This is a genomic window from Stenotrophomonas muris (genome assembly GCF_052751275.1).
In genome coordinates, this window is the sequence record NZ_CP199879.1 from 1,953,791 (window position 1) to 1,977,408 (window position 23,618).

Genomic DNA, 23,618 nt, shown 5'->3' on the forward strand with positions numbered 1-23,618 from the left:
CGCCCCGACACGCCGGTGGGCGGTCAGGACCCTGATGCGACAACGGGACGCTGATGGCCAGCGTCCCGTGTCGGTCCGGATCAGGACTTCTTGTCGTCCTTGACTTCGGTGAACTCGGCGTCGACCACGTCGTCCTGCGCCTTGCCGGCGTTGCCGGCGTCGGCACCCGGGGCACCGCCCTGGTCGGCCGAAGCAGCGGCGAACAGCGACTGGCCGGCTTCCTCCAGCACCTTCGACTTGGCTTCGATCTGTGCCTTGTCGTCACCCTTCATCGCGGTTTCCAGGTCGGCCAGGGCCGCCTCGACCTTGCCGATGACATCGCCGCCGACCTTGCTGCCGTGCTCGGTGATGGCACTGCGGGTGCCGTGGATCAGGGCATCGGCCTGATTGCGGGCCTGCACCAGCTCCTGGAACTTCTTGTCTTCTTCGCGGTTGGCTTCCGCGTCGGCGACCATGCGTGCGATCTCTTCCTCGGACAGACCCGAACCGGCCTTGATCTCGACCTTCTGTTCCTTGTTGGTCTTCTTGTCCTTGGCCGACACGTGCAGGATGCCGTTGGCGTCGATGTCGAAGGACACTTCCACCTGCGGCAGGCCACGCGGAGCCGGCTCGATGCCGGACAGGTCGAACTTGGCCAGCGACTTGTTGAAGCGGGCCTGCTCGCGCTCACCCTGCAGCACGTGCACGGTCACGGCCGACTGGTTGTCCTCGGCGGTGGAGAACACCTGCGAGGCCTTGGTCGGGATGGTGGTGTTCTTCTCGATGATCTTGGTGAACACGCCGCCCATGGTTTCGATACCCAGCGACAGCGGGGTCACGTCCAGCAGCAGCACGTCCTTGACGTCGCCGCCCAGCACGCCGCCCTGGATCGCAGCGCCCAGTGCCACGGCTTCGTCCGGGTTGACGTCCTTGCGCGGTTCCTTGCCGAAGAATTCGGTCACCGCCTGCTGCACCTTCGGCATGCGGGTCTGGCCACCGACCAGGATCACTTCGCTGATGTCGCTCGAACGCAGGCCGGCATCGTTCAGGGCGACGCGGCACGGCTCGATCGACTTCTTGATCAGGTCTTCCACCAGTGCTTCCAGCTTGGCGCGGGTCAGCTTGATGTTCAGGTGCTTCGGACCCGAGGCGTCAGCGGTGACGTACGGCAGGTTCACTTCGGTCTGCTGGGCGCTGGACAGCTCGATCTTGGCGCGCTCGGCAGCGTCCTTCAGGCGCTGCAGGGCCAGCGGATCCTTGCGCAGGTCGATGCCCTGGTCCTTGTTGAATTCTTCAACCAGGTACTCGATGACGCGGTTGTCGAAGTCTTCGCCGCCCAGGAAGGTGTCGCCGTTGGTGGCCAGCACTTCGAACTGCTTCTCGCCGTCGACGTTGGCGATCTCGATCACCGAGACGTCGAAGGTGCCGCCGCCCAGGTCGTACACCACGATCTTGCGATCCTTGTTGTCGCCCTTGTCCAGGCCATAGGCCAGCGCGGCCGCGGTCGGCTCGTTGATGATGCGCTTGACGTCCAGGCCGGCGATGCGGCCGGCATCCTTGGTCGCCTGGCGCTGGCTGTCGTTGAAGTAGGCCGGCACGGTGATGACCGCTTCGGTGACCTTCTCACCGAGGAAGTCCTCGGCGGTCTTCTTCATCTTCTCCAGCACCTTGGCCGAGATTTCCTGCGGGGCCATCTTCTTGCCATCGCTGGTCGACACCCAGGCATCGCCGTTGTCATGGGCCAGGATGCTGTACGGGACGTGGGCGATGTCCTTCTGCACTTCGGCGTCGGTGAACTTGCGGCCGATCAGGCGCTTCACCGCGTAGAAGGTGTTCTTCGGGTTGGTGACGGCCTGGCGCTTGGCCGAGGCGCCCACCAGGACTTCGCCGTCCTTGGTGTAGGCGACGATCGACGGGGTGGTGCGATCGCCTTCCGAATTCTCGATGACGCGGGCCTTGCCGCCGTCCATGATCGCCACGCACGAGTTGGTGGTGCCGAGGTCGATACCAATGATCTTGCCCATGGGGGAGACTCCTGAGGATGCTTGTTGGGGTCAGTCCGGCCGTTCGGCCGGTGGATGAATACGATGTGGGGGAGGCTCGTGGAACATTCAAGCCATCTCCCGAACGCTGTGTTTCCGGTCGCCCGGCGCGTTCAGCGTCGGGCCGGGTGACGGGACATTCCCGCCTTCCGGCCCTGGAGGGGTCAGTCGGCGGCCACCACCACCAGCGCCGGCCGCAGCAGGCGCTCGTTGAGCAGGTAACCCTTCTGGAACACGGTCACCACGCTGCCCGGGGCGGCGTCTGGGGCCGGCACCTGGCTGATGGCCTGGTGGTGTTCCGGGTTGAACGGCTGGCCGATCGGGTCCAGCAGGACCAGCCCGTTGTCGGCGGCAACCTTCAGCAGCTGCTTGTAGGTCAGCTCCAGGCCCTCGCGCAGCGGATGCGGGTCATCGCCGGCCGCCTTCAAGCCGGCATCCAGGCTGTCGAACACCGGCAGCAGCTCGCCCAGCAGCTTCTCGTTGGCGAACTTGCGGGCCTGCTCGATGTCACGGGCAACGCGCTTGCGCTGGTTCTCGAGGTCGGCGCGCTCACGCAGCGCATCGGCCTTGATCTGCTCGACCTCGGCGCGCAGGCGCTCCACTTCGTCGTTGACGCCGGCGGCGGCGGCCGCATCGGCGGCAGTCTGCTGGGATTCGATATCTGGATGTTCGTGGTTCATGTCTGGGTCCCTGGCGGTCAGTCTCCGCCTCCACCCACCCTAGTGTGGGCGGGATGCTGCGTTTCAAGCGTCGGATGTTCCAGGAGTGCGCCCGGCTGGCGAAAACGCCGCGCCGAGTACATCGGCAGTAGCCTGGACCAGCGGGATCATCCGGTCGTAGGCCATCCGCTTGGGGCCGATCACGCCCAGCACGCCCAGCACCTGGCCATTGGCCGTGTAAGGGGCAGTGACTAGCGAGACGCCCTGCAGCGGCATCATCCCGGTCTCCTCGCCGATGAAGATGCGCACGCCGGGCGCCTGGATGGTCCGCTCCAGCAGCTGCAGGATCTCGCGCTTGCTGGAGAACAGCTCGAACAGCTCGCGCAGCCGCTCCAGGTCGGACAGGTCCTGCACCCCCATCAGACGGGTCTGCCCGGCCACCAGCATGTCGTCGGCCGCCGGCTGCAGGGCCTGCTCGGCCAGCTCGATGCTGTGCGCCAGCAGCTGCTCCAGCTCCGAACGGGCATCACGCAGTTCCAGCAGCAGGCGGGTGCGGATCTCGGCCATCGGCAGGCCGGCGAAATGCGCGTTGAGGTAGTTGGCGACCTGTTCCAGCTGGCCCGGCGCGAACTCCTGGCGGGTCTCGATGACCCGGTTCTGCACCTCGTTGTCGGCGAACACCAGGATCGCCAGCACCCGGCGCCCGTCCAGCGCCACGAAATCGATCTGGCGGAACGCGAACTGCTCGCGCCGCGGGGCGCTGACCACGCCGACGAAGTGGCTCATCGCCGACAGCAGCTCCGAGGCGCTGCCAAGCAGGGCCTGGGTGCTGCCGCCGCCGGCCAGTTCCTGGCGCAGCCGGGCCAGCTCGCCTTCGCCCGGCGGCTGCATCTGCAGCAGGCTGTCGACGAACACCCGGTAGCCATGTGCGGTCGGGACGCGCCCGGCCGAGGTGTGCGGCGAAGCCAGCAGCCCCAGGTCTTCCAGGTCACCCAGGATGTTGCGGATGGTGGCCGGACTGACCTCCAGCCCGGCCACGCGCGCCAGCGTCTGCGAGCCGACCGGCTCACCGTCCTGGATGTAACGCGCGATCAGCGTGCGCAGCAGATGGCGCGCACGCGGGGCAAGCTGGTCGGGAGAACCGTGCATGGAATCAACCTGTGAGACACGGACACTAGATAATGGCGGCGGATCACCTTGGCAAGTCATTGGACCTCCCGCGCCCGCGTGCTAGCGTTGCGCGGCTGCTGACACCCCCTTACCCATGCTCAGACATCTTTCGATCAAGGATTTCGCCGTCGTCCGCGCCACCGAACTGGAGTTCGGGCCAGGCATGACCGTGGTTTCAGGCGAGACCGGCGCCGGCAAGTCACTGATGGTCGACGCGCTGGGCTTCCTGTCCGGCCTGCGCGCCGACAGCGGCGTGGTCCGCCACGGCGCCGCGCGCGCCGAGCTGTCGGCCGAGTTCGCGCTGGACCAGCTGCAGGCCGCGCGCCAGTGGCTGGCCGACAACGAGCTGGACGACGAGGAGCAGTGCCAGCTGCGCCGCGTGATCCGTGCCGATGGCGGCTCGCGGGCCTGGATCAACGGCCGCCCGGTGACCCTGGCCCAGCTGGCCGACCTGGCCTCGCTGCTGGTGGAGATCCACGGCCAGCACGAACAGCAGGCCCTGCTGACGCGCCCGTCGCAGCTGGCCCTGCTGGACGCCTATGCCGGCAACGAGGACGAGCGCCGCCAGGTGCGCCGCGCCGCTGCGGCCTGGCAGGCGCTGGTCGATGAATCGCTGGCGCTGTCGCAGCAGGGCGACGTCAGTGACCGGATCGGCTTCCTGGAGCACCAGCTGCGCGAACTGGACCGCGAAGACCTGGAACCGGAGTCGATTGCCGCGCTGGGCGCCAGCCACCGCCGCCAGGCCCATGCCAGTGCCCTGCTGAGTGCCTGCCAGGCGGCCAGCAACCAGCTCAATGGCGACGACGGCAGTTCCGCGCTGGACCTGCTGCAGCAGGTGCGCCACGAGCTGTCGCGCCTGATCGAACACGACCCGCGCCTGGGCGAGGTCGACGGCCTGATCGAGAATGCCTCGATCCAGCTGCACGAAGCCCTGTCGCTGCTGGACCGCGTGCATGACGACCTCGACGCCGACCCGGAACAGTTCGAGGAGAACGAGCGTCGCCTCGGCCGCCTGCACGACCTGGCCCGCAAGCACCGTGTGCCGATGGACGAGCTGGGCGCGCAGCGCGAGCGCATGCACGCCGAAGTGGAACAGCTGCGTGGTGCTGACGAACGCCTGCAGCGCCTCGCCGGCGAGATCGACAAGGCCGCTGCGGCGTGGCGCGTGCAGGCCGGGCTGCTGACCGCCAGCCGCCGCGCCGCCGCTGCCGAGCTGTCGGCCACCACCACCGGCATCATCGCCGAGCTGGGCATGGGCGGCGGCCAGTTCCTGATCGAGCTGGAACCGCAGGACGCCGGCAAGCCCGACCCGCAGGGTGCCGAGCGCGTGGAATTCCTGGTGGCGGCCAATGCCGGGCAGCCACCGCGTGCCCTGCGCAAGGTGGCCTCGGGTGGCGAACTTTCGCGCATCTCGCTGGCCATCGAAGTGGCCGCGCTGGACCTGGATGCAGTGCCGACCATGGTGTTCGACGAAGTCGACTCCGGCATCGGTGGCGCGGTGGCGGACATCGTCGGCCAGAAGCTGCGCGCCCTTGGCGAGAAGCGCCAGGTGCTGTGCGTGACCCACCTGCCGCAGGTCGCCTCGAAGGGCCATGCCCATTACCGGGTCAGCAAGGCCCCGGTGGAAGGCATGACCCAGAGCGCAGTGGAAAAGCTGGACAGCAAGGCGCGCGAGGAAGAACTGGCGCGCATGCTCGGCGGCGTGGAAGTGAGCAAGGAAGCGCGCGCCGCCGCACGCAAGCTGCTGCAGGTGTAACGCCGGCCGAGCCGAGCATTGGCTCGGCTTCCGCACGGTAGTGCCGGCCGCTGGCCGGCACCCTGATGCGGGTGGATGAAGATCATGAGGTTGCCGGCCAGCGGCCGGCACTACCCCTGTGGCTGCGTCAGATCGACGTTCTCCACCAGGAAATCAAGAAACGCGCGCACCCGCAGCGGCAGGTAGCCGCCCTGCCCCAGGAACACCGCGTGCACCTCTTCCAGGTCACCGGGATTGGCGTCCTCCAGCACCGGCAGCAAGCGCCCGGCGGCAATGTCCTGCTGCACCTGGAATGCTGCCAGCCGCGCCATGCCCAGCCCACCCAGCACCAGCTGGCGCAGCGCATCGCCGTTGCTGGCGCGCGCGTTGCCACTGGGCAGCAGCATGCGTTCGCGCCCGTCCTGCAACAATGGCCAGCCCTGCATCGCGCGCGCATGGCCGATATCCAACCGGTTGTGCGACTGCAGCTCCTCGGCAGTGCGTGGCAGCCCGTGCCGCTGCGCGTAGGCCGGTGCAGCCACGATCATCATCCGCGTCGCACCCAGCCGCCGCGCCACCAGGCTGGAGCTCTTCAGTGGACCGGCCCGCACCGCCACGTCGGTGCGCTGCTCAAGCAGGTCGATCACCTCGTCATTGAGGGTCAGGTCCACGCCTACCTGCGGGTTGCGTTCGAGGAATGCCGGCAGCAGCGGCAGCAGGAAATGCTGGCCGAACGGCACGTTGGAGTTTACCCGCAGCCGTCCGCGCGGCTCGGCATGGGCACTGGCACAGCGCTCGGCCTCCTCCAGGTCGGCCAGCACGCGCAGGCCGCGCTCGTAGAACGCGCAGCCTTCCGGGGTCAGCTGCAGCTGGCGGGTGGAGCGTTGCAGCAGGCGCGTACCCAGCCGCTGCTCCAGCCGGGCCACCAGCTTGCTCACTGCTGACGGCGTCATGTCCAGGGTGCGTGCGGCGGCGGAGAAGCCACCGGTCTCGATCACCCGCACGAACACTTCCAGTTCGCCGGATCGGTTGATGTCGGGTCGCGCCATGGCGATGAATCCAGTTCACAGATGATTGTCCATACGCAGTCTAGTTCACAGATGACCCCGGAATCACCATGGCGTTCCCTCCCACCTGGATTGCCCGATGAACCGCTTGAGCCAGCTCACCGCCACCGCCCTGCTCGCCCTGTCCGGCGTCGCCAGTGCCGCATCCGCCCCGCACTGGGTCGCCAGCTGGCAGGCCAGCCCGCAACCGGTCTGGGACGCGGATTTCCTGTTCCCGACCCTGGTTCCGGCCACGCTGCAGGACCAGACCTTCCGCCAGACCGCGCGCATCAGCCTGGGCGGGTCCCGGCTGCGGGTGCGGCTGAGCAATGCCTACGGCACCCAGCCGCTGCGGATCGGGGCGGCCAGCGTGGCCGCGGGCGCGGGCGCCACCCCGCAACCGCTCAGCTTCGACGGCCAGCCTGGGGTGTTGATCGGTGCCGGTCAGGAACGGCTGAGCGATCCGCTGGCGGTGGCCACGGAAGACCACCAGGCGCTGCAGGTCAGCGTCTTCGTGCCGGGGCCGACGCCGGTGCAGGCGTTCCATTGGGACGGCCGCCAGACCAGCTGGATCGCCGGCGGCAATCAGGCCCGGGCGCGCGACCTGCAGGGTGCCAGTTCCACTACCGCACGCCTGTTCCTCACCGGGATCGAGGTCGAGGCCGCCGCCAGTGCGCGTAGCGTGGTGGTGATTGGCGACTCGATCACCGACGGCGCCACCGCCAGCCTCGACCAGGACCAGCGCTGGACCGACCATCTGGCCGCGCGTCTGGCACCGCGCGGCGTCGCGGTGGTCAACGCGGGCATTTCCGGCAATCGGCTGCTGAGCGACGGCATGGGCGAGTCGGTTCTGGCCCGCCTGCGGCGTGACGCACTGGATCAGCCCGGCGTCGCCAGCGTCATCGTGCTGATCGGCATCAACGACATCAGCTGGCCCGGTACTGCCTTCGCCCGCGCGCAGCCCCGGCCCAGCCTGCCCGAGCTGCAGGCCGGCTATCGTGCCCTGGCCGAACAGGCCCACCGGCGGGGTCTACGCATATTCGGCGCCACCCTGATGCCGTTCGCGGGCGCCCTGCCCGGCACGCCGCTGGACGACTACTACCACCCGGACAAGGAGGCCCTGCGCCAACAGCTCAATGCATGGCTGCGCAGCAACAGCCCGTTCGACGCGGTGATCGACCTGGACGCGGCGCTGCGCGACCCGGCCGATCCGTCACGGATGGCCGCCGCCTACGACTCCGGCGACCACCTCCACCCGGGGGATGCCGGCAACCGGGCGATGGCCGAGGCGGTGGACCTGGAGATCCTGCTCGATTGCAAGGGGTCAGAGCCCTTTGCTGGCGCAAAGGGATCCGACCCCGCAGAGCGCCCGGGGCCGGCCCCCTTTCCTGGAGGGAAAGGGCCCTGACCCCGGCAACGAAAAACCCCGGGCAAGCCCGGGGTTTCGTCGCTAGCGGCTGGCCGGAACGGCCTACTTGCGCTTCTTGCGCACGTAGAGCACCAGCGAGTGTTCTTCCAGCTCATAGCCGTGATCGGCCGCGATCTTGCGCTGCAGCTCCTCGATCTCATGGCTTTCGAATTCGATGATCTTGCCGCTGTCCACGTCGACCATATGGTCGTGGTGGCCACCACGGTCCAGCTCGTAAACGGCCTGGCCACCCTCGAAATTGTGCTTGAGCACGAGGCCGGCGGCCTCGAACTGGGTCAGCACCCGGTAGACCGTCGCCAGGCCGATCTCGTCGCCATGCTCGAGCAGCTGGCGGTAGATGTCCTCGGCGGTCATGTGGTGCTGGTGGTGCTGGGCATTGCGCTGTTCGAGCAGCGCCAGGATCCGCATCCGCGGATGGGTCACCTTCAGGCCGACTTTACGCAGGTCGTGGGTTTCCATAGGTCTCCGTTCATTGGCGATTTAGCGCCAGCTGCCTCGGATTGGGTCGCGGTGGCACGCCGGGAGTGTATCATCGGTTTGATTTCCCCAACCGCCAGTCCCGATGCGCAATCTCCTGTTGGTCGCCGCCGTCGCCCTGTCCACCACCGGGTGCGGCATCATCTACAAGCAACCCATCTATCAGGGCAACCTGATCCGGGAAGATGCCGTGGCCAAGCTGCAGGTCGGGCAGAGCAAGCAGCAGGTCACCGCGCTGCTGGGCACCCCGTCCATCCCCGACCCGTTCCACGCCCAGCGCTGGGACTACACCTCCAGCCAGCGCGTGAACCGCCTCGGCCGCACCGAAGTGAAGAACTTCGTGGTGTTCTTCGAGAATGACGCCGTTACCCGCTGGGAAGGCGACTACTTCCCGGGCAACGACAAGGCCCTGGCCCAGCAGACGGTGCGCCAGTTCGGCCGCAACCTGCCGAAGGACAAGAAGAAGAAGGGCCGCTGAGGCCTGCCCGTCCGCAGGGACGGGTTGCCGGGATCAACCGCCGAGCGCGCGACGCCGGCGGTTGTCCTTGGGGTCGGCCAGCAGCGGGCGCAGCAGCTCGATGCGGTCCCCGTCCAGCAGCGCCTGCTGTGGACGGGCCAGCACGCCATGCACCGCGGCGGCCGGACAGTCGGCACTACCTTCCAGCGCAGCGGCGGCGATGGCGTCGGCCACGGTCGCTCCCTCTTCCAGCTGCAGGTGGCGCGACAGCACGCGCTCCGGCCAGGCCAGCACCACCTCGACCTCGATCATCGCTCAGCCCTCGTCGGCGACGCGGACGAAATCATTGACCATGCGATCGGCCAGTCCCTGGAAGCCGATCGCCAGGGCCGGACCGAGCAGGCGCGAGCTGGGTTCGAACTCCAGGGTCAGGGTGACCTTGCACGCATCCTCGGCCAGCGCATGGAATTCCCAGCGGCCGTGCAGCTGCTTGAACGGGCCATCGCGCAGCTGCATGTCGATGCTGTGCGGGCGCTGCAGGGTGTTTTCAGTCTGGAACCAGGTACTGAACGAGCCCAGGCCCAGGTCCAGGCGCGCCACCAGCCGGTCCTCGCCCTGCTCCAGGATCTGGGCAGCCGAGCACCAGCGGAAACGGCGCGGATAGGCCTGGACGTCGTTGACCAGGTCGAACATGCGCGCGGCCGAATGTTCGACCAGGGCGCTGCGGCGGATAGTAGGCATGAATACAGGACGTTTCGGCAATCGACCGGGCGGGCCCGAATCGGAGACAATACGGAAATGAGCAAGAACAGCGGCAAGGATAAAGCAAAGAGCGCGACGGCCAACAAAACCATCGCGTTGAACAAGCGTGCCCGCCACGAGTACCACATCGAAGAGCGCTTCGAGGCCGGCCTGGCCCTGCAGGGCTGGGAGGTGAAGTCGATCCGCGCTGGCCGCGGCAACATCATCGACGCCTACGCCTATGTGAAGCACGGCGAGATCTTCCTGATCGGCGCGCAGATCACCCCGTTGATCCAGGCCTCCACCCACGTGGTGGCCAATGACCGGCGCGAGCGCAAGCTGCTGCTGCACCGGAGCGAGATCGACAAGCTGGTCGGCAAGGTCGAGCGCGATGGCTACACGATCGTGCCCACTGCGATGTACTGGAGCAAGAACAAGATCAAGCTCGAAGTCGCGCTGGCCAAGGGCAAGCAGACCCACGACAAGCGCGATGCAGCCAAGGACCGCGACTGGGCGATCGAGAAGCAGCGTGTGATGCGTCGCGGCAACCGCGACGCATGACCGCCCCCATCGGCGCCATGGTGACTGCCAGCGCCGATGAAACGCGCACGTTGTGCGCGCGCCTGCTGGCCTTCAACCAGGCCCACGGCGGCGATTCACTCGATGAGACTCCAGTCCGCCTGGCCTGGCATGACGAGCACGGCGCGCTGCGCGGTGGTGTGCTGGCCGACGTCTGTGCCGGCTGGCTGCAGGTACATGTGCTGTGGGTGGATCCGGAACTGCGCGGGCAAGGCATCGGCCAGCGCCTGCTGGCGGAAGCAGAAGCCGCCGCGCGCCAGCTTGGCGCCCGCAACGTGATGCTGGATACCTTCGACTGGCAGGCCGAAGCTTTCTACCTGCGGCAGGGCTACACCGTCTATGGGCGGCTGCCCGATTGCCCGCCCGGGCACGAGCGGATCTACCTGCGCAAGCCATTGTCAGGTTCCTGACCGCGGCCGCGGAAACCGCCGACCGGTCACCCTGCCAGCACGCCCTGCCCGCGCATGCGCGGTGCCAGCGCTGCGTGCATCACGGCTAGGTGCATCACCACTGCCAGTTCCGGCGCATGCCGGTCATCGCCGGCGCGCCACCGCTGCGCCAGCTGGGCCGCGTCGGCCGGCAGCAGGGCCAGCAGCTGGGCGTCATCCAGCGAATCGGCCGCGCCCTGGAGCTGCCGCGCCATCTGTCGCGCCTGCCATACATGCACGCCGATGCTGAGGCTGGCCAGCGACATCAGGACCACGGCCAGCCCGTGCTCGAACCATTGCGACAGCACTTCCGGCCCCCACAGCAGGGCCGCCAACACGGCCAGGCCCGGCAGGCGCCAGCCCAGCCAATGGATGCGACCGCGCTGCGACCAGTGCACAACCACCGCACTGGCCACCAATGCCGCGGCCGCAGTCGCCGGCAGCTCGGTCAGCGCGGTGGCCGCAAGCAACACCGCCAGCACCGCCCAGACCCAGCCGGGCGGCAGGGCGCGCCGCTGGTAGTCGGCACCGACCGGCCCGATCAGCTGCCGCAGGCTGCGTTGTTGGCTTGCATCGGTCACCCACAGTCTCCGTGTCTGTCCTGGCCCGGATGGTCGCCGCCAGTGTGTCGCAAATTCGTGCCAATGACGTTACCAATCCGCTATGCCGCTGGCTCTACAACATGTTGTGGATTGCCACGGTGACTGTTCAGCTGTTTTGGCGTAGCATTGGCAGCGTTGGGCAGGCACTGGCCGTGGCGACACGAAACAGGCCTTGTACCTTGCAGAACTTGAAGAAACCGGGGGTGCATTGTCCCCGTGACGCCATCGGCGCCGGTTTCCAAAACCCAGAAATAATGAAGCCCATCAGTGCCTTAGCTTGATGGGCTTTTTTGCTCATAACTGCCGCATGGTCAGGAATGGGCATGGATTGGCAGCAACATGCCAGCTTTTCCGCCAGCTTTTGAAGCTGGCACCCAGCTGCGATCACCGCGCCGGCGGATCTCCGAGTTGCTGGTTCTCGTCTTCCAACGCTCTGATGTGATTGCCGATCAGCTTCTGCAGTTCCTCGTACTTGTCCGACAGGCCGAACCAGATTTCCTCAGCTTGCTCTTGCCCAGTTCGTACCGACTGGGTTTCGACCACGTCTGAAATGAGGGCATCAAGAAGGGTCGACACATCCGACGAGTGAAGTCGTGCTCTAAGCGGAACAAGGTCAGCCAACGCTTTTCGAAAATCTTCGTTGAGATCTTTCGAAATGCGACTCTTTTCCCACCCTGATGAATCGGGTGAGGATGCCGCCAGAACGCGCTCCATGTGACACAGTGAACACTGCCGCACAAGATGGGTGACCATGGGCTGCAGCGTCAGCAGATTTGCACGCTCAGCCTCCAAGCGCCTCATCCGCAGCACGTCATATCGCTGCTCACGTCGCAGTTCCTTGTCGTGTCTTCTTCGCCCCTTCTCCGTCAGGTAGTCCTGAAACCACTTCAGAACGAAGCCCAGGATCAGGGTGATCACCGGCACCAGCCATTTCCAGTCGTAGGCATCATTGGCACCTGTGGCCGCGCACGAGACTCTGACCGTCGCCACGAAGAGAGCTTCCAGCATCCTCAATTCTCCTAGGACCTTCTGCCATCCCACCTGAAGCTCCGGCCGTTCACCGCGGCCCTCTGGACGCTACTCTCGGATCGTCATCTGCTGGCCAACCACCTCGTGAAACCGGAATGGATGTTTGCCCAGTCTAACGTTCAGCTCGTCCACCCGTTTCGACCATTCAGCCTCTTGGCCGGGTTCAACCGATCGTTTCATTTCCAGCGACCATGCATCTAAATCCGCGAAGAAGCTGTTGCGCAGATATTCTCCGGCAGCGTCACTGAAGAGATACTGCGCCTGCCAGGAAGCGTGAAGGGCACTCATCCGCAGCGGCCTGGTGAATTCGCGCCCCTCTATTGATTCGGAGTAGATTCGCTCCACTTCGCGCCAGAGACTCCAACGTCGATCGAACAAATCAACCTTGATCTTGTGTCGGGCGGTCAGCCAGTTCCTCCACGTCAAGTAGAGGACGAACAGTGGCGTGAAGAGGGCTGCTGCCTTCAGCAAGCCAGCGACGTGGCGATCTGCTTGCAACAGGGCGTCGCTCGGTAGATGCCCGGCAAAGCCCATCCAATATCCCGCCCATGCTGTGCCGCAAGCAATCACCACTGCGGCGACTGCAAATGCCATCCCTTGCCATCGTCCGGACATGAGTGCTCCCTGCATTTCGTTCAGGAACTCTAGCAGAGGCGTGCTTGCCAAGAAACCGAGCTGCATTCAACGCTGATCGAGAGTGAAGGGTCTCCACGCCTCGCTATCCCATCCACCCGAACGGTGGATCGGTGCCCACCTTGGCCAGCCTGTTTGCCCGCACGGCTGCTCGCCAGGTCGTGATCTTGGCGACGTCTTCCCGCAATCGAGCCTCGTGCCTTGCCACCCAGAGCTCGGCGCCAGCGCGGCCCTGATCGTAGCTGCTGCAGCGGCGCCACGGTCCGCCAGTACCATTTCTGTGTCGATCAAGGGTTACCACCCAGGAACCATCGTCCACGCGCTGCGACAGGGCGACGATCCAGACTTCGCAGGCGATCACGGTCAGCGGATCGCCCGGACTGCTGGCAGAGCGTGTGGTCCAGTAGAAGGAGTCGGGAAGCGGCATGGCCGGCAGGATACGAATGGCGGTCGCAGCAGCTGCGATTGTGAGCACTCTATTGCCACGCCACTGTCGCTCCCCTCCTATGCAGCGAGCTGGTGCTCGTAGAAGGGGTGCCGTTTGTCGTCGAAGATCCGATACAACGCGGCCAGGTCAGCCGGGTCCGGATTGAGCCAGGCGTCGACGTACTCGGGCTTGATGTTGATGATCGTCCGATCATGGCCGGCCGCAGTGACTTCGGGCTCGGGATCATCGGTCATCGCCGCGAACGACAGCAGATCGGGCTCTTTCCCCGCGGGGTCCGACCAGTGTGACCACAGGCAGGCCACCAGCATCGGCTCACCGGTGCGCGGGGTGAACTGCACCACCTGGTTCTTGCCGTCCGGCCCTTCCACGTTCTCGTAGAACGTCTCCACCACCATCAGCCCGTGGGTGTAGCCGAATGCCGGCGCCCAGAATCTCTCCAGGCTATCCCGGCGCGCGTTGTAGGTGCCCGGGAAGCGCTGGTCATAGTTGGCCGGCCTCCCCGCCAGGCGGCACTGGTAGCGCATGGGCTTGATGACCAGCTTGCTGCCCTCGGAAATGATCACCAGGGCGTAGACCCCGGGGAAAATCCGGCTGTCGCGGCCCTTCGGTTCGGAGCGTTTGAGGTCGGCCAGCTTCGCCAGGGCCCGGTCGATCTTGTTGCCAGCAATCCTCACGTCTTCCCAGGCCTTCTTGGTCTCCTTCACCTGCAGCGCGCGCTCGGCATCCGCCAGGCGCTTCCGGTTCGCGAAGAGCTCCTGCTCCAGGATGGCGGCCTCGGCACGGTTCCACTGTTCGATCTCGGCCCAGACCGCGAGCTCGGCCGGGCTGGCGCCGGCGCGGAACGCATCATCCATCGCCTTCGGCGTCTTCGGCCGCTTCTTCCACGGATCATGGGCATGCAGCGCGGCGAACTCCTGCAGGGAGATCGTGGCGCCGGTCATGCGGACCAGCTTCTGATAGGCGGCGGTGATCTGGGCGGAGTAACACTGGCCGGATTACACCATGCCGGGATTATGACGATGTGAGTTGTGAGCGGGCCAACCGCACCGCACCACACCTCTGGGAGCGAGACACATGAGAATACTGGCCCTGTCAACCTGGCGCATTGCAGGGCGCGGCGTTTGGTCGCTCAGGGCTAATCCGAGCAAAAAAGCTAGCAAGCCCCATTTCGATGACTGCCCAACCATGGCTATTCAGGCAGGCACATCGCGCGCCTGCCGTACATACTGGCCTTCCCGACACCCCTTTACTATGTCTTTGATAGATCCCGGGAAAAGACATACTTCTTTGCGCTTGCACGCATCCACAAATTCAGATCTCTTACACGATTCGCATCCATGACAAAGCTGCGAGATCCCTGTAACAAAATCTCACGGGGACCAATTGGAATAAAGCCAAGCTCACCTATGCTATCTGGAACCACGAAGTTGAGATGAGTGGAACGAACCACTCCCCACTGAACGTCGTCCAAGTTGCGGGTAGCCCAGACCACACTACCCATTAGCCGGACACTCGAAACCATACGGGATTCAAAAACACCATTACTTTGGAACAATATTCCCATCTTATCCAACCGCTGCTGCTCATCCTCTTCAATTTCCAGAGCTTCGCCGCTCGCGAACCGAATATTTGCGGGAGGCTCGTCCCTTAGCCGCTCTCGCTCTCTTATTAGGGCATAAAATTGTGTAGCAAGCAGGCTATCGGAACCAGATAGGTTTTCAACAGACCGCGACTCCACCCGATCAACGAGCAACTTGAAATCACCCTCCACCTTCTTCGTGGTGGCCCCTGACTCACCAAGTTGTGACCACACTCGATTCACGCAGAAAATTGGATTATCGGGACGAAGCCTGCACTGCTTCGCCTGCTTAACGATGAAGCAATCTACGAATCCATCTCGATCAACATGCCGTGCAATCAACGATCGTGGCAGAACATGCTGATTTTTCGTGAGCCCGTGAGGATTGCGCCGACCGCTTTCACCAACCAATTTTCAGCCCTTTTCTATAGCCAAGTTGAATAATCGTACCAAACTAAACCATCGAGAGTAGAGCTGCGCCACAGGCAACATGGGGCCGCCGTGGCAGCCCCGTGGATCCTTACAGGTCCGGCAGGCCCAGTCGTCGTCGCAGCGCGGCCAGGAGGACGATCGAAGTCCGAACCAGCGCGTGCTGGTCACGGGTCAGCTGGTCATACATGTCCAGCATCTCCGGGGAGATCTGCCCTACCCGGCCTGCCCTGAAGGCCTCCATCGAGACCACCTGAGCTTTGTGGCGCTCATCTTCCATGCCCTTCTCCAGCGTGTGGCGGCGTGAGTGCCGCCCCCTGGATGCCTTGGGCACCACCTCCAGGCCTGTTGCAGGGGAAAGAAAACCAGCACCAGTCTCCGTGGGCTGGCCCTTCCCCTGCTCTCCTTTCCAATGGCCACTACCTGCGAGTCCTTCTTGTCCATCGGTTACTGACCCCTGTATCGGTAACGCCGGCACCAGCGCCGGCGCCTTCACATTGCTTTCATCTCGACTGATCCGATGGGGCCACTACGTTCCACCAATCACTCCGTCACGGCTTTATTCAGCCGTGCGGCCAGCTTGGGGTTGAGCACGATGCCGGCCTCGGCCCTGGCGCTGTAGCGGGCCCGGTTCTTGATGGACTGCTCCAGGCCGCTCGAGGTGATGGCCAGCTCCGGATTTGCCTTGTTGAAGTCACCGATCTTGCGGAGCACCGAAGCACGGTCGCTGGCGTCACCGTTGCGCAGGGCCATGGCGAAGGCGTTCACCAGCGACTTGCGGCGGTCGAGGATGTGCTGCTCGTAGTTCTTCAGCGCGCGGGTGGTCTCGTATTGGCGGGACACCTTCTCAGGGGCGAAGCCGTTGGCCTGCAGCAGGATCTCCCAGGGCGACAGATCCTCAACTACGGGATCGCCGCGCAGGGTATTCACGCCTTGGGTGGCGTAGCGGCCAGCCTTGATCATGTCCTTGAGCACCTTGGGCAGCATGGTTTCGACGCCGCGCACGATGTGGCCCTCGTCGACCTGCTGCTTGCCGACCAGCACGTTCTTCAGTACACCGCCCATCGGCCCCGCGGCCTGCTCGAGCAGGTTGTTGAACATGCCGCGGCCGTCGAGCTCCCGATCGGCGTCGCGGATCCACAGGCTGTCCAGTCCGACACGGCCGGAAATGTTCGCGCCGGTCAGCTTGTCGGCAGGGCCGTGCAGCAGCAGATCCGCCCCGCTCTGCCCCAGCATGCCGGTGAGGAAAGCCCGTAGCTCGGTCTCGGCATCCCAAGGTTCGTCGTCATCCCCGAAGGTGGCCTGGATCCCGTTCAGCGCTCCCATGATCATGCCCATCATCGGCAGCCCCATGGAATCCATGAGCCATGACGCGGAAGTCACACCCCAACGCGCGCCGGCCATGGACGGCCGACGAGGACGAAATGCTGCGGATCAACTGGCCGCGGTTCCCTGCTTTTCTGATCGCCCACGTCCTCGAGCGACCCAGGGCCGCGGTGTACCGGCGGGCAGCGGTGCTGGGCCTGCAGAAGGCCAAGGACTTCCACACCCAGCCGCTGGCTGCGCTGTGGAACGGGACGCAGGAGCCGGGATCAATCGCGTCACGAATCAAGCCCGGGGCCACACCGGCGAACAAGGGGCTGCGCCGACCTGGCTGGTATGCAGGCCGGATGCGGGAAACCCAGTTCAAGAAGGGTCGGCCGGCCAGCGAGGCGCGCAACTACGTGCCGATCGGGACCGAGAAGGTCGATCCGAAACGGAAGGTGCTGATGCGCAAGGTCACAGACGACCCTGCCCTGTTCCCGGTCAATCGCTGGCGCCCTGTGCACGTCCTGGTCTGGGAGGTGGCAAACGGCCCGGTACCGGAGGGACACATCGTGGTGTTCCGGCCCGGGCTGAAAACGCTGGTCGCCGCCGAAATCACTGCTGATCGCCTCGAGGCCGTAACCCTCGCCGAGAACATGCGGCGCAACAGCTACCACAACCGATTCCCGCCGGAACTGAAAGAGCTTGTCCACCTGAAGGCGCGGATCACCCGCCGGGTCAGGAGGCGAACCAAGGAGCAACAACATGAAGAACAAGGTCAGTGACGTCCGCGATCACCTGGTCGCCATGCTCGAACTGCTGGGCGACGACAACCTGAATACCGAGAAGATGAGCCAGGTCATCGAGCGCGCCAAGGCCTCGACGATTGTGGCCACCACCTATATCGGCGCGGTGAAGGTCGAGCTCGACGCAATCCGGTTGGCGCACGAGACCGGGAACCTGATGGCGGCGGTTGCCGAGCTCCAACAGATTCCCTCGCTGCCGGCGGGCCAGAGGCGTTGACGATGACCGCCAAACAACCCACAACGACCTTCGGCCGTGACATGGCCACGGGCCCGGACCACACATCCGTCGCGGGAATCGTGGACGGCAAGGTCATCAACGTCCGCCATCTGCCTCGCCAAGACCCGCTCACAAAAAAGTCGGAGGTGCTCCAGGTGCTGCAGGCCGGCGGCCGCATCGCCGCGGGCCACCGGCCGGGGCTGTTTCAGCTGCTCGCCGCCGACCACAGCCCGATAGCCGCTTGGCAAACCGCCCTCCGGGCCGCCCAACTCCCCTCCGAGACCCCACCCACTCAGGCGGGAGAGACGCCATGATCGGCTTCGATGTTGCCCTGCATTCTCGATCTAAACATCAGTCACGGCAGGCGCCCTTCGTCTTCTCAGCTGAAGAATCAAAGCACCACAATCAGCAGGGAATCTGACACCACTGCAGAGAAATCACTCGTCTTGGCCGCTGAGCTTCCTCATCTCAGCGAGAAGCCTTTCAGTCTCGACCCGTTTCATAGTTTTTTCAGCGCGATCGTCTGCTCTCGTCTCCAAGTCCTCATTCTCTTTGGAACCGATCCAATCACGCAAAGACTCAATCAGTGCCTTCAACGAAACGGCTACATCAATGAAAATGGGCTGAAGCTGACTCGAATCCGTTGCGTTCTTTTCAACACCAGCTTCGATCAGCTCCTGTCTCAGCCTTATGCCACCGATTTGCGAGTAACACTTGGCGAGATCTTCACATGTCCGAGCAGAGAGCACACGACTGTATGGGACCAGCTCGGGGAGACTTCCATGGTCCAACGACTTCAGAAGGCCAATGGCATTCCGCCTCAAGCCCACCTCATCCGAGGGAAATTTCGGCTTGGTTTCGAGCAAGATGCGTCCCGCCGTGACATTGACGTATCGAGCCCTCAGATCTTCAAGCACGATCTGGGCGATCACCTTGGCTTTGGCTTCCGCTTCAGTCTTCCGACGAACCTCGGAGAAACCAGCAACGAGAAGTGCAACCGCAGCTGCGGCGAGCGAGCCAATGGCCCCCCAAGCCGTCCAGTCCGTTTCAAGTACAAAACAAGAAGTAATCGGATCCACGACTTTTTCTGCTCCAGCAGCTCGCTTAAGAAGGCCAGCATTCTGCCACGTCACCATGTTGTTGGTGCCAATAGCCCATTGAAGAGACCATTGGTCACCACGGAAAGCAGGACTGGCATCGTCTCTCGTGCAACTGAGCAAAGCCAAACTACTCATCGCGCATGTAGAGCACGCCATTTCCGATTGACAGTACGCGCCTTCGCTCGGCCGTCAAGCACGCTCGCGAACTCCGTCGGCCCTACTGGCGGAGCCGCGTGAGCATCCAGGCTCCCTCAGCGCGAGGATTGTCGAGGGTCGCATCCCCCGCGATCCTGCGACCAGTCAGATTCGTCACGCTCAAGCAGTTCGAAGCGTTGACCGGTTACACGGTCGACGCCATCAATTCGAAGATCAAGCGTGGCGACTGGTTGGAAGGCGCGGTGTTCATCAAAGCGCCCGATGGAAGAAACCTGATCGATCTGGAGGGGTACGAAGAGTGGGTAGTCCAAGGCAGAGTGGCGTCCGGCCAGTTACACAAGGCAGCATCGAGATAACGTTTCACTACCGCGGCAAGCGCTGCCGCGAACGACTGAAGCTGCCCCCGACCGCACGGAACCTGCGGTACTGCGAAAACCTACTAGGCCAAATCAAGATCGAGATCGAAAAATGCACGTTCGACTACGCCACCCACTTTCCCAGCAGCAAGCGTGCCCGCCAGGTGGCTACCCGTCCTGCAGCCTTGGACAACCTGGAGCAGGTGCTCACCCGGTGGTTGGCGCAGAAGGAGCCCGAGCTCGAGCACAGCAGCCTCATCGGCTACCGGCACATCGTCGAGAACATCCTGGTGCCGCACTGCGGAGCAATCGCGCTGCGTGACTTCGACCGTATCGCCCTGAAGGAGCTGGTGGCCACGTTCGACGAAGCGACGTCGGCCAAGCGCATCAACAACGTCTTGGGCCCGCTCCGCGGCGCCCTCGATGAGGCCGTGGCAGATGACTTGATCCCCAGCAACCCCTTAGACGGCTTCAGGGTGAAGCGCCGCGCCAAGGCCAACGCACGTGAAGAGGTCGATCCCTTCACGCCGGAGGAAGTCCAGGCAATCCTGGCCGCCTGCCGCGAGGACCAGGTCCGCAACTACTGCCAGTTCAACTTCGCCACGGGCCTGCGCACCTCGGAAATGATCGGCCTGTGCTGGTCGGACATCGACTGGCGCAAGGGCACGGTCAAGATCCGGCGCGCCTGGGTCATGGGCAAGATGAAGGCACCCAAGACAGAGTCCGGCGTGCGCGAGGTGCAGCTGCTGCAGCCGGCGATCGACGCCCTGAAGGCTCAGCGGGCCCACACCGCCACCGCGGCGAGTTCGTCTTCCACGATCCCAGAACCAACGCCCGCTGGGGATCGGATCAGAGCATCCGCGCTGGCGAATCGCAGCGCGCGCTGCGCAAAGCCGGCGTGCGGTACCGCTACCCGTACCAGATGCGCCACACCTTCGCCTCCCAAGCGCTCAGCGCCGGTGAGAACGTGATGTGGGTGGCTCGACAGATGGGACACCGCGACTGGACGATCACTGCGAAGAAGTACGGCCGCTGGATTCCATCAATGGTTCCGGATGCTGGTGCTAAGACTGCCGAAGTGTGGTTGACCGCTTCTGCAGCAGCCAACCCAGTGTGAGAGGTCCAGCCCCCGGCGGCATTCTTCCGATCTAGTCCAGGTGGAGGCGATTAGCCCTTAGGCCGAAATTGCACCACATTCTCCAGCCGCGGAGGAAGCAACTCTGCAGGAGTCGTTTCCAAAGCACTTGCCAGGATTGGCAGAGGAAGCCGAGCTTCTGCAGCGAACTGATGAAGGGGGATACCCGCCTCAGCTGACAAATAGTCAGCAGCACGACGGAACAGCCGCGAGGTTTCCCTCTGAACATCGTCGCCCGGCTCTGCGCGACTCCAGTTCCTCTGGCGCTTCTGGATGTTCAGATACTTAACCTGATCTTGGTTAAGAATGCCGAGCACCTGAAGCCTTTTAATGATTGCGGCGACGGAGACACCCCACCTCTTCTTCAACAACAGGAGGGCATCCAAAGAGGTGCTATAGACATCCTTTAGAAACGACTCAGCCGGCAGCATCAAGGCACCCGCAAACCGCCAAGCCTGGTCTTCAACCAACCGGAATGTCTCAATGTCGAGCTCACCTTCGACAGAGATCGACTCATGGAGGACTAGATGACCAAATTCATGCGCCACGTTCAAGCGCGAGCGATCCCGCGTCGCATCGGACGAAACTACGATGAAAGGCCTCTCACCATAGTAGGCCGACAGCCCATCCATTCCGTCGGGCAATGGAAAATGCATCACAGGTATCGAGCGGTTCTCCACCAACAGCGTTACATCGGAGATTGGCCCCAATCCCAAGCCAAGCTCTTTGCGGACCGCATTAGCAACCTCTTCAACCTCATCGCCGCTCAGCGATAACGGGTCGACATCCGGCGAGATCTTCGGAATGTCTGCGTCAGCGTAATCCACATGCTCTTGCATCGCATCCATAACCGCAGCAGCCATATCCAAGACCGCAGCTGCACGCTGCTGATCCAGGATTGTGTCACGCGTCCGGCGAAGTGAACGATAGTGAACCAACGAGCGCGGGCTGCGCTCGACAGGCCCCACACCCCTCCAGAAGAACTCGATCGGAAAATCCAGTTCTGCGGCGATTCGCAGCAAGGTCTCAGGCGCGGGCACGCGATCCCCGTTCTCAAACTGGCTCAACCCCTGGCGCGTCACATCCGTGCGCGCGCCCAGATCAGCCAGCGTCATGCGACGCAGCGCGCGGGCCTGCTTCAGACGCCGTGGTTCAAACTTAGCTTGCACGATTGCCCTGCTCTGCGCGCTCTACGGCCTTGCGCTTGAATGCCTCATTCAGCCTATCTTGCACCTCTTCAACAGCTCCCTTCAGAGGGGACTGCATATCCAAAATCAGAGGCGCCAGTCTTGATGCATGCTGATCACGGTTCGGGATCTGCAGCAACACAAATTTTGGCTTGGTCACGCCTGCGTGCACAAGCTGCACGTAGGCACTCTTCTCCACAAGACTCATGTCGGGCTCTTCCCCGGTAGCCGCGAACAGATCAGGCGTGCGCATCACAAGCTCGGCACGCGACGCGGCCTTGCGGACCGCTCGGCTCCCGTTGGCACCTGCGTAATGGGTGGTGAAGATGGTCTGCCCAACTTGGAGTTGCAAGAAGCAGTAGTTGCGATGCCGATTCCACGCAGTAGATGTGAAGAAGAGCCTCGTCTCCGCTGCCTTCGCCTCCAATGCGTGCTGGACTGAGATGTCTCTCAAATAGCTAAGACCTCTTCGACCTTGAACAAAGCCGCCGAGCATCGGAGTGGAGGCAGCCAATTTAGCCAGGGCCGCGTAGGCTTCAGGGACCGCTTGCCCCAGCGCTTCACAGTGACGCTCGGTAACGCCACAGTGCTCCAGAATCTGAACAGTATCCATCAGTTGACAAAACCTCTGGTTTGGAAGGGACTGGTTGACACTCCTAGTGTCCGCAAATTTCCACCAAAGACCCGACTTTGTCAACAAGAACCTTCTGCGATTCTCTTGGAAGCGGCTTTGGTGGGTGTGAGAACTGCGGTCGAAAACTGAATACGCTCACCCCCTGGCCCGTGACTGTTCAGGAAGATTGCCGTACTATCCGTTCCGTTGGGCAGGGTTAGTGCCAGCTTTTTGCCAGCATTGACCCCAAAAGCCTTGCAGCACTTGAAGAAACCGGGGGTGCATTGGTTTCGACGGGGGTTGTGAAGTCGCCTGGCGCATGCCGAGGGGGTAGCTTTCCTCGTAAATCCAGCTGCAAAACTCTAGTTGCCAACGACGACAACTACGCTCTGGCCGCTTAAGGCCTAAGCCTCGAAACCGCTTGTGTCCATGCTCGCGGTGTAGAGTCACTATCATGGAATCGCGCTGGATGGCTGCCTGTCAGTCCGGCACTAGAACACAACAGGCTGGTTCCCGGATGCGCTTTGCGCACCGTGCTGTTCGGGGACGAGATCCAACGGTGAGCTAAGCATGTAGTGCTGGGGATGGAGTGCCTTCGGACGGCGGTTCAATTCCGCCCACCTCCACCATCTGTATGGCCTGTCGAGGCCGCAAGAAGCCGGATCTCCCGTCGAGGGGGTTCCGGCTTTTTTGTGCCTGCTCGTCGTGCGGGAAGCGTGGGGCATAATCGGGATGGAGCTTTCGCTCCATCGCTGCATTGCCCCGGCCTGCTGCCGCCAGAAGGATCTGCAATGAAAACCGCCACAACCACGCTCGTCCTGCTCCTCACCACCCTCGCCGCAGCCTCAGCCACGCACGCTGCGGCGCCGGCCATCTCGCCCCCCGGCACCGCCACGCTGGAAGCGCTGCTGGCCTGCAAGGCCGGCTCGAACTTCAGTGCGGCCGACGCCATCGATGCGCTGCAGGCCGCCGGCCTGGCCAAGAAACCGGGCGGCACCTTCGAGCCGGAGGACAAGCCGGTCGCGCTGTTTGGCGGCACGGTCACCAGTGCCGATGTAAACGTGGCCGAAGGCGAGAAGAGCCTCTTCGTGTACTTGAACGGCGTCGATTCCAAGCGCCTGGCCAAGGCCTGGTCGGTGACCGAGGTCAACGAGCATGCCAACACCGAAGAGCCGTCGTACGTGAAGCGCATCGACAAGCGCCACACCCTGCACGTGATCGCGGGCGACGACTACGAGGGTTATTCGGCTGCGGTGAAGTGCCAGATCAGCCGCTGATGGC

Annotated in this window: 29 protein-coding genes, 1 other RNA gene and 1 pseudogene; 13 read left to right on the plus strand and 18 right to left on the minus strand. The window is 63.8% G+C overall.

Annotated features, from left to right (window positions below; translation table 11 throughout):
• Positions 1-80: 80 nt before the first annotated feature.
• The 3 genes from dnaK to hrcA form a co-directional block, all read right to left on the minus strand.
• The gene (gene dnaK / locus ACUVWL_RS08940) at positions 81-2,003 is read right to left on the minus strand and encodes a molecular chaperone DnaK (protein WP_014646813.1); all 1,923 of its coding nucleotides are present in this window, start codon (positions 2,001-2,003) and stop codon (positions 81-83) included.
• Between the two features lie 182 nt (positions 2,004-2,185).
• Positions 2,186-2,701 carry a nucleotide exchange factor GrpE gene (grpE, locus tag ACUVWL_RS08945; RefSeq protein WP_014646812.1) on the minus strand — a complete coding sequence of 172 codons (516 nt, stop codon included), beginning with the start codon at positions 2,699-2,701 and terminating at the stop codon, positions 2,186-2,188.
• Between the two features lie 63 nt (positions 2,702-2,764).
• Positions 2,765-3,829: a heat-inducible transcriptional repressor HrcA gene (hrcA, locus tag ACUVWL_RS08950; RefSeq protein ID WP_010484463.1), complete on the minus strand. Its 1,065-nt coding sequence runs from the start codon at positions 3,827-3,829 to the stop codon at positions 2,765-2,767.
• Between the two features lie 115 nt (positions 3,830-3,944).
• Between hrcA and recN the strand changes: the two genes are divergently transcribed.
• On the plus strand, positions 3,945-5,606 hold the full coding sequence (gene recN / locus ACUVWL_RS08955; protein WP_049439215.1) for a DNA repair protein RecN: 1,662 nt from the start codon (positions 3,945-3,947) through the stop codon (positions 5,604-5,606).
• A gap of 110 nt (positions 5,607-5,716) precedes the next feature.
• Here recN and ACUVWL_RS08960 read toward each other — a convergent pair whose 3' ends face one another.
• On the minus strand, positions 5,717-6,634 hold the full coding sequence (locus ACUVWL_RS08960) for a LysR family transcriptional regulator (RefSeq protein ID WP_032959114.1): 918 nt from the start codon (positions 6,632-6,634) through the stop codon (positions 5,717-5,719).
• A gap of 97 nt (positions 6,635-6,731) precedes the next feature.
• On the opposite strand from ACUVWL_RS08960, the gene ACUVWL_RS08965 reads away from it, so the two are divergent.
• A complete protein-coding gene (locus ACUVWL_RS08965; RefSeq protein WP_445979098.1) occupies positions 6,732-8,039 on the plus strand; it encodes an SGNH/GDSL hydrolase family protein in 1,308 nt (435 codons plus the stop codon).
• 63 nt (positions 8,040-8,102) lie between these two features.
• Here ACUVWL_RS08965 and fur read toward each other — a convergent pair whose 3' ends face one another.
• On the minus strand, positions 8,103-8,519 hold the full coding sequence (fur, locus tag ACUVWL_RS08970; protein WP_014646807.1) for a ferric iron uptake transcriptional regulator: 417 nt from the start codon (positions 8,517-8,519) through the stop codon (positions 8,103-8,105).
• 103 nt (positions 8,520-8,622) lie between these two features.
• Here fur and ACUVWL_RS08975 point away from each other — a divergent pair, with 103 nt between their 5' ends.
• Positions 8,623-9,015 carry an outer membrane protein assembly factor BamE gene (locus ACUVWL_RS08975; RefSeq protein WP_014036847.1) on the plus strand — a complete coding sequence of 131 codons (393 nt, stop codon included), beginning with the start codon at positions 8,623-8,625 and terminating at the stop codon, positions 9,013-9,015.
• A gap of 33 nt (positions 9,016-9,048) precedes the next feature.
• Here the strand turns inward: ACUVWL_RS08975 and ACUVWL_RS08980 are convergent, their stop codons facing one another.
• Positions 9,049-9,306, minus strand: a complete 258-nt coding sequence (locus ACUVWL_RS08980) for an RnfH family protein (RefSeq protein WP_014646806.1) — start codon at positions 9,304-9,306, stop codon at positions 9,049-9,051.
• Positions 9,307-9,309: 3 nt separating this feature from the next.
• Entirely contained in the window at positions 9,310-9,735 is a 426-nt protein-coding gene (locus ACUVWL_RS08985; protein ID WP_032959119.1) for a type II toxin-antitoxin system RatA family toxin, read from the minus strand.
• Positions 9,736-9,792: 57 nt separating this feature from the next.
• On the opposite strand from ACUVWL_RS08985, the gene smpB reads away from it, so the two are divergent.
• Together smpB and ACUVWL_RS08995 are read left to right on the plus strand one after the other, a co-directional pair.
• Positions 9,793-10,296, plus strand: a complete 504-nt coding sequence (smpB, locus tag ACUVWL_RS08990; RefSeq protein WP_005409231.1) for an SsrA-binding protein SmpB — start codon at positions 9,793-9,795, stop codon at positions 10,294-10,296.
• Positions 10,293-10,724 carry a GNAT family N-acetyltransferase gene (locus ACUVWL_RS08995; RefSeq protein WP_014646804.1) on the plus strand — a complete coding sequence of 144 codons (432 nt, stop codon included), beginning with the start codon at positions 10,293-10,295 and terminating at the stop codon, positions 10,722-10,724. Before smpB ends, ACUVWL_RS08995 begins: the two co-directional genes overlap by 4 nt.
• A 26-nt stretch (positions 10,725-10,750) precedes the next feature.
• Here the strand turns inward: ACUVWL_RS08995 and ACUVWL_RS09000 are convergent, their stop codons facing one another.
• The 8 genes from ACUVWL_RS09000 to ACUVWL_RS09035 form a co-directional block, all read right to left on the minus strand.
• Positions 10,751-11,323 (minus strand): hypothetical protein, encoded by a 573-nt coding sequence (locus tag ACUVWL_RS09000; protein ID WP_014646803.1) that lies wholly within the window; start codon positions 11,321-11,323, stop codon positions 10,751-10,753.
• A 405-nt stretch (positions 11,324-11,728) separates the two neighbouring features.
• Entirely contained in the window at positions 11,729-12,352 is a 624-nt protein-coding gene (locus tag ACUVWL_RS09005; protein ID WP_445979099.1) for a hypothetical protein, read from the minus strand.
• Positions 12,353-12,421: 69 nt separating this feature from the next.
• Positions 12,422-13,054, minus strand: coding sequence for a hypothetical protein (locus ACUVWL_RS09010; protein ID WP_445979100.1), 633 nt, complete (start codon positions 13,052-13,054; stop codon positions 12,422-12,424).
• A gap of 37 nt (positions 13,055-13,091) precedes the next feature.
• Entirely contained in the window at positions 13,092-13,433 is a 342-nt protein-coding gene (locus tag ACUVWL_RS09015; protein ID WP_445979101.1) for a hypothetical protein, read from the minus strand.
• Between the two features lie 77 nt (positions 13,434-13,510).
• On the minus strand, positions 13,511-14,395 hold the full coding sequence (locus ACUVWL_RS09020) for an SOS response-associated peptidase family protein (protein WP_445979102.1): 885 nt from the start codon (positions 14,393-14,395) through the stop codon (positions 13,511-13,513).
• Between the two features lie 308 nt (positions 14,396-14,703).
• Positions 14,704-15,444 (minus strand): hypothetical protein, encoded by a 741-nt coding sequence (locus ACUVWL_RS09025; RefSeq protein ID WP_445979103.1) that lies wholly within the window; start codon positions 15,442-15,444, stop codon positions 14,704-14,706.
• A 109-nt stretch (positions 15,445-15,553) separates the two neighbouring features.
• Positions 15,554-15,742 carry a hypothetical protein gene (locus ACUVWL_RS09030; protein ID WP_445979104.1) on the minus strand — a complete coding sequence of 63 codons (189 nt, stop codon included), beginning with the start codon at positions 15,740-15,742 and terminating at the stop codon, positions 15,554-15,556.
• A 263-nt stretch (positions 15,743-16,005) separates the two neighbouring features.
• Positions 16,006-16,815: a PLxRFG domain-containing protein gene (locus ACUVWL_RS09035; RefSeq protein ID WP_445979105.1), complete on the minus strand. Its 810-nt coding sequence runs from the start codon at positions 16,813-16,815 to the stop codon at positions 16,006-16,008.
• Between the two features lie 71 nt (positions 16,816-16,886).
• Between ACUVWL_RS09035 and ACUVWL_RS09040 the strand changes: the two genes are divergently transcribed.
• The 3 genes from ACUVWL_RS09040 to ACUVWL_RS09050 are packed head-to-tail and all read left to right on the plus strand — an operon-like array spanning position 16,887 to position 18,104.
• The gene (locus ACUVWL_RS09040; protein WP_445979106.1) at positions 16,887-17,552 is read left to right on the plus strand and encodes an HNH endonuclease; all 666 of its coding nucleotides are present in this window, start codon (positions 16,887-16,889) and stop codon (positions 17,550-17,552) included.
• On the plus strand, positions 17,533-17,790 hold the full coding sequence (locus tag ACUVWL_RS09045; RefSeq protein ID WP_445979107.1) for a hypothetical protein: 258 nt from the start codon (positions 17,533-17,535) through the stop codon (positions 17,788-17,790). The genes ACUVWL_RS09040 and ACUVWL_RS09045 overlap by 20 nt, the downstream gene beginning before the upstream one ends.
• Before the next feature lie 2 nt (positions 17,791-17,792).
• Positions 17,793-18,104 carry a hypothetical protein gene (locus ACUVWL_RS09050; protein ID WP_445979108.1) on the plus strand — a complete coding sequence of 104 codons (312 nt, stop codon included), beginning with the start codon at positions 17,793-17,795 and terminating at the stop codon, positions 18,102-18,104.
• A gap of 123 nt (positions 18,105-18,227) precedes the next feature.
• Here ACUVWL_RS09050 and ACUVWL_RS09055 read toward each other — a convergent pair whose 3' ends face one another.
• Positions 18,228-19,025 carry a hypothetical protein gene (locus ACUVWL_RS09055; protein ID WP_445979109.1) on the minus strand — a complete coding sequence of 266 codons (798 nt, stop codon included), beginning with the start codon at positions 19,023-19,025 and terminating at the stop codon, positions 18,228-18,230.
• A 98-nt stretch (positions 19,026-19,123) separates the two neighbouring features.
• On the opposite strand from ACUVWL_RS09055, the gene ACUVWL_RS09060 reads away from it, so the two are divergent.
• The 3 genes and pseudogenes from ACUVWL_RS09060 (at position 19,124) to ACUVWL_RS09070 (ending at position 20,373) form a co-directional block, all read left to right on the plus strand.
• Positions 19,124-19,402, plus strand: coding sequence for an excisionase (locus ACUVWL_RS09060; RefSeq protein WP_445979110.1), 279 nt, complete (start codon positions 19,124-19,126; stop codon positions 19,400-19,402).
• A pseudogene (locus tag ACUVWL_RS09065) lies at positions 19,345-19,494 on the plus strand (Arm DNA-binding domain-containing protein); the annotation flags it as partial. The gene ACUVWL_RS09060 and the pseudogene ACUVWL_RS09065, both read left to right, overlap by 58 nt.
• Before the next feature lie 93 nt (positions 19,495-19,587).
• Positions 19,588-20,373 carry a site-specific integrase gene (locus ACUVWL_RS09070; RefSeq protein ID WP_445979165.1) on the plus strand — a complete coding sequence of 262 codons (786 nt, stop codon included), beginning with the start codon at positions 19,588-19,590 and terminating at the stop codon, positions 20,371-20,373.
• 196 nt (positions 20,374-20,569) lie between these two features.
• Here ACUVWL_RS09070 and ACUVWL_RS09075 read toward each other — a convergent pair whose 3' ends face one another.
• Positions 20,570-21,706 (minus strand): helix-turn-helix domain-containing protein, encoded by a 1,137-nt coding sequence (locus ACUVWL_RS09075; protein ID WP_065195845.1) that lies wholly within the window; start codon positions 21,704-21,706, stop codon positions 20,570-20,572.
• Positions 21,696-22,337, minus strand: a complete 642-nt coding sequence (locus ACUVWL_RS09080; protein ID WP_229295571.1) for a hypothetical protein — start codon at positions 22,335-22,337, stop codon at positions 21,696-21,698. The genes ACUVWL_RS09075 and ACUVWL_RS09080 overlap by 11 nt, the downstream gene beginning before the upstream one ends.
• 275 nt (positions 22,338-22,612) lie before the next feature.
• Here ACUVWL_RS09080 and ssrA point away from each other — a divergent pair.
• Positions 22,613-22,966: a transfer-messenger RNA gene (gene ssrA, locus ACUVWL_RS09085) on the plus strand.
• Positions 22,967-23,128: 162 nt separating this feature from the next.
• Positions 23,129-23,614 carry a hypothetical protein gene (locus tag ACUVWL_RS09090; protein WP_445979111.1) on the plus strand — a complete coding sequence of 162 codons (486 nt, stop codon included), beginning with the start codon at positions 23,129-23,131 and terminating at the stop codon, positions 23,612-23,614.
• Positions 23,615-23,618 lie beyond the last annotated feature (4 nt).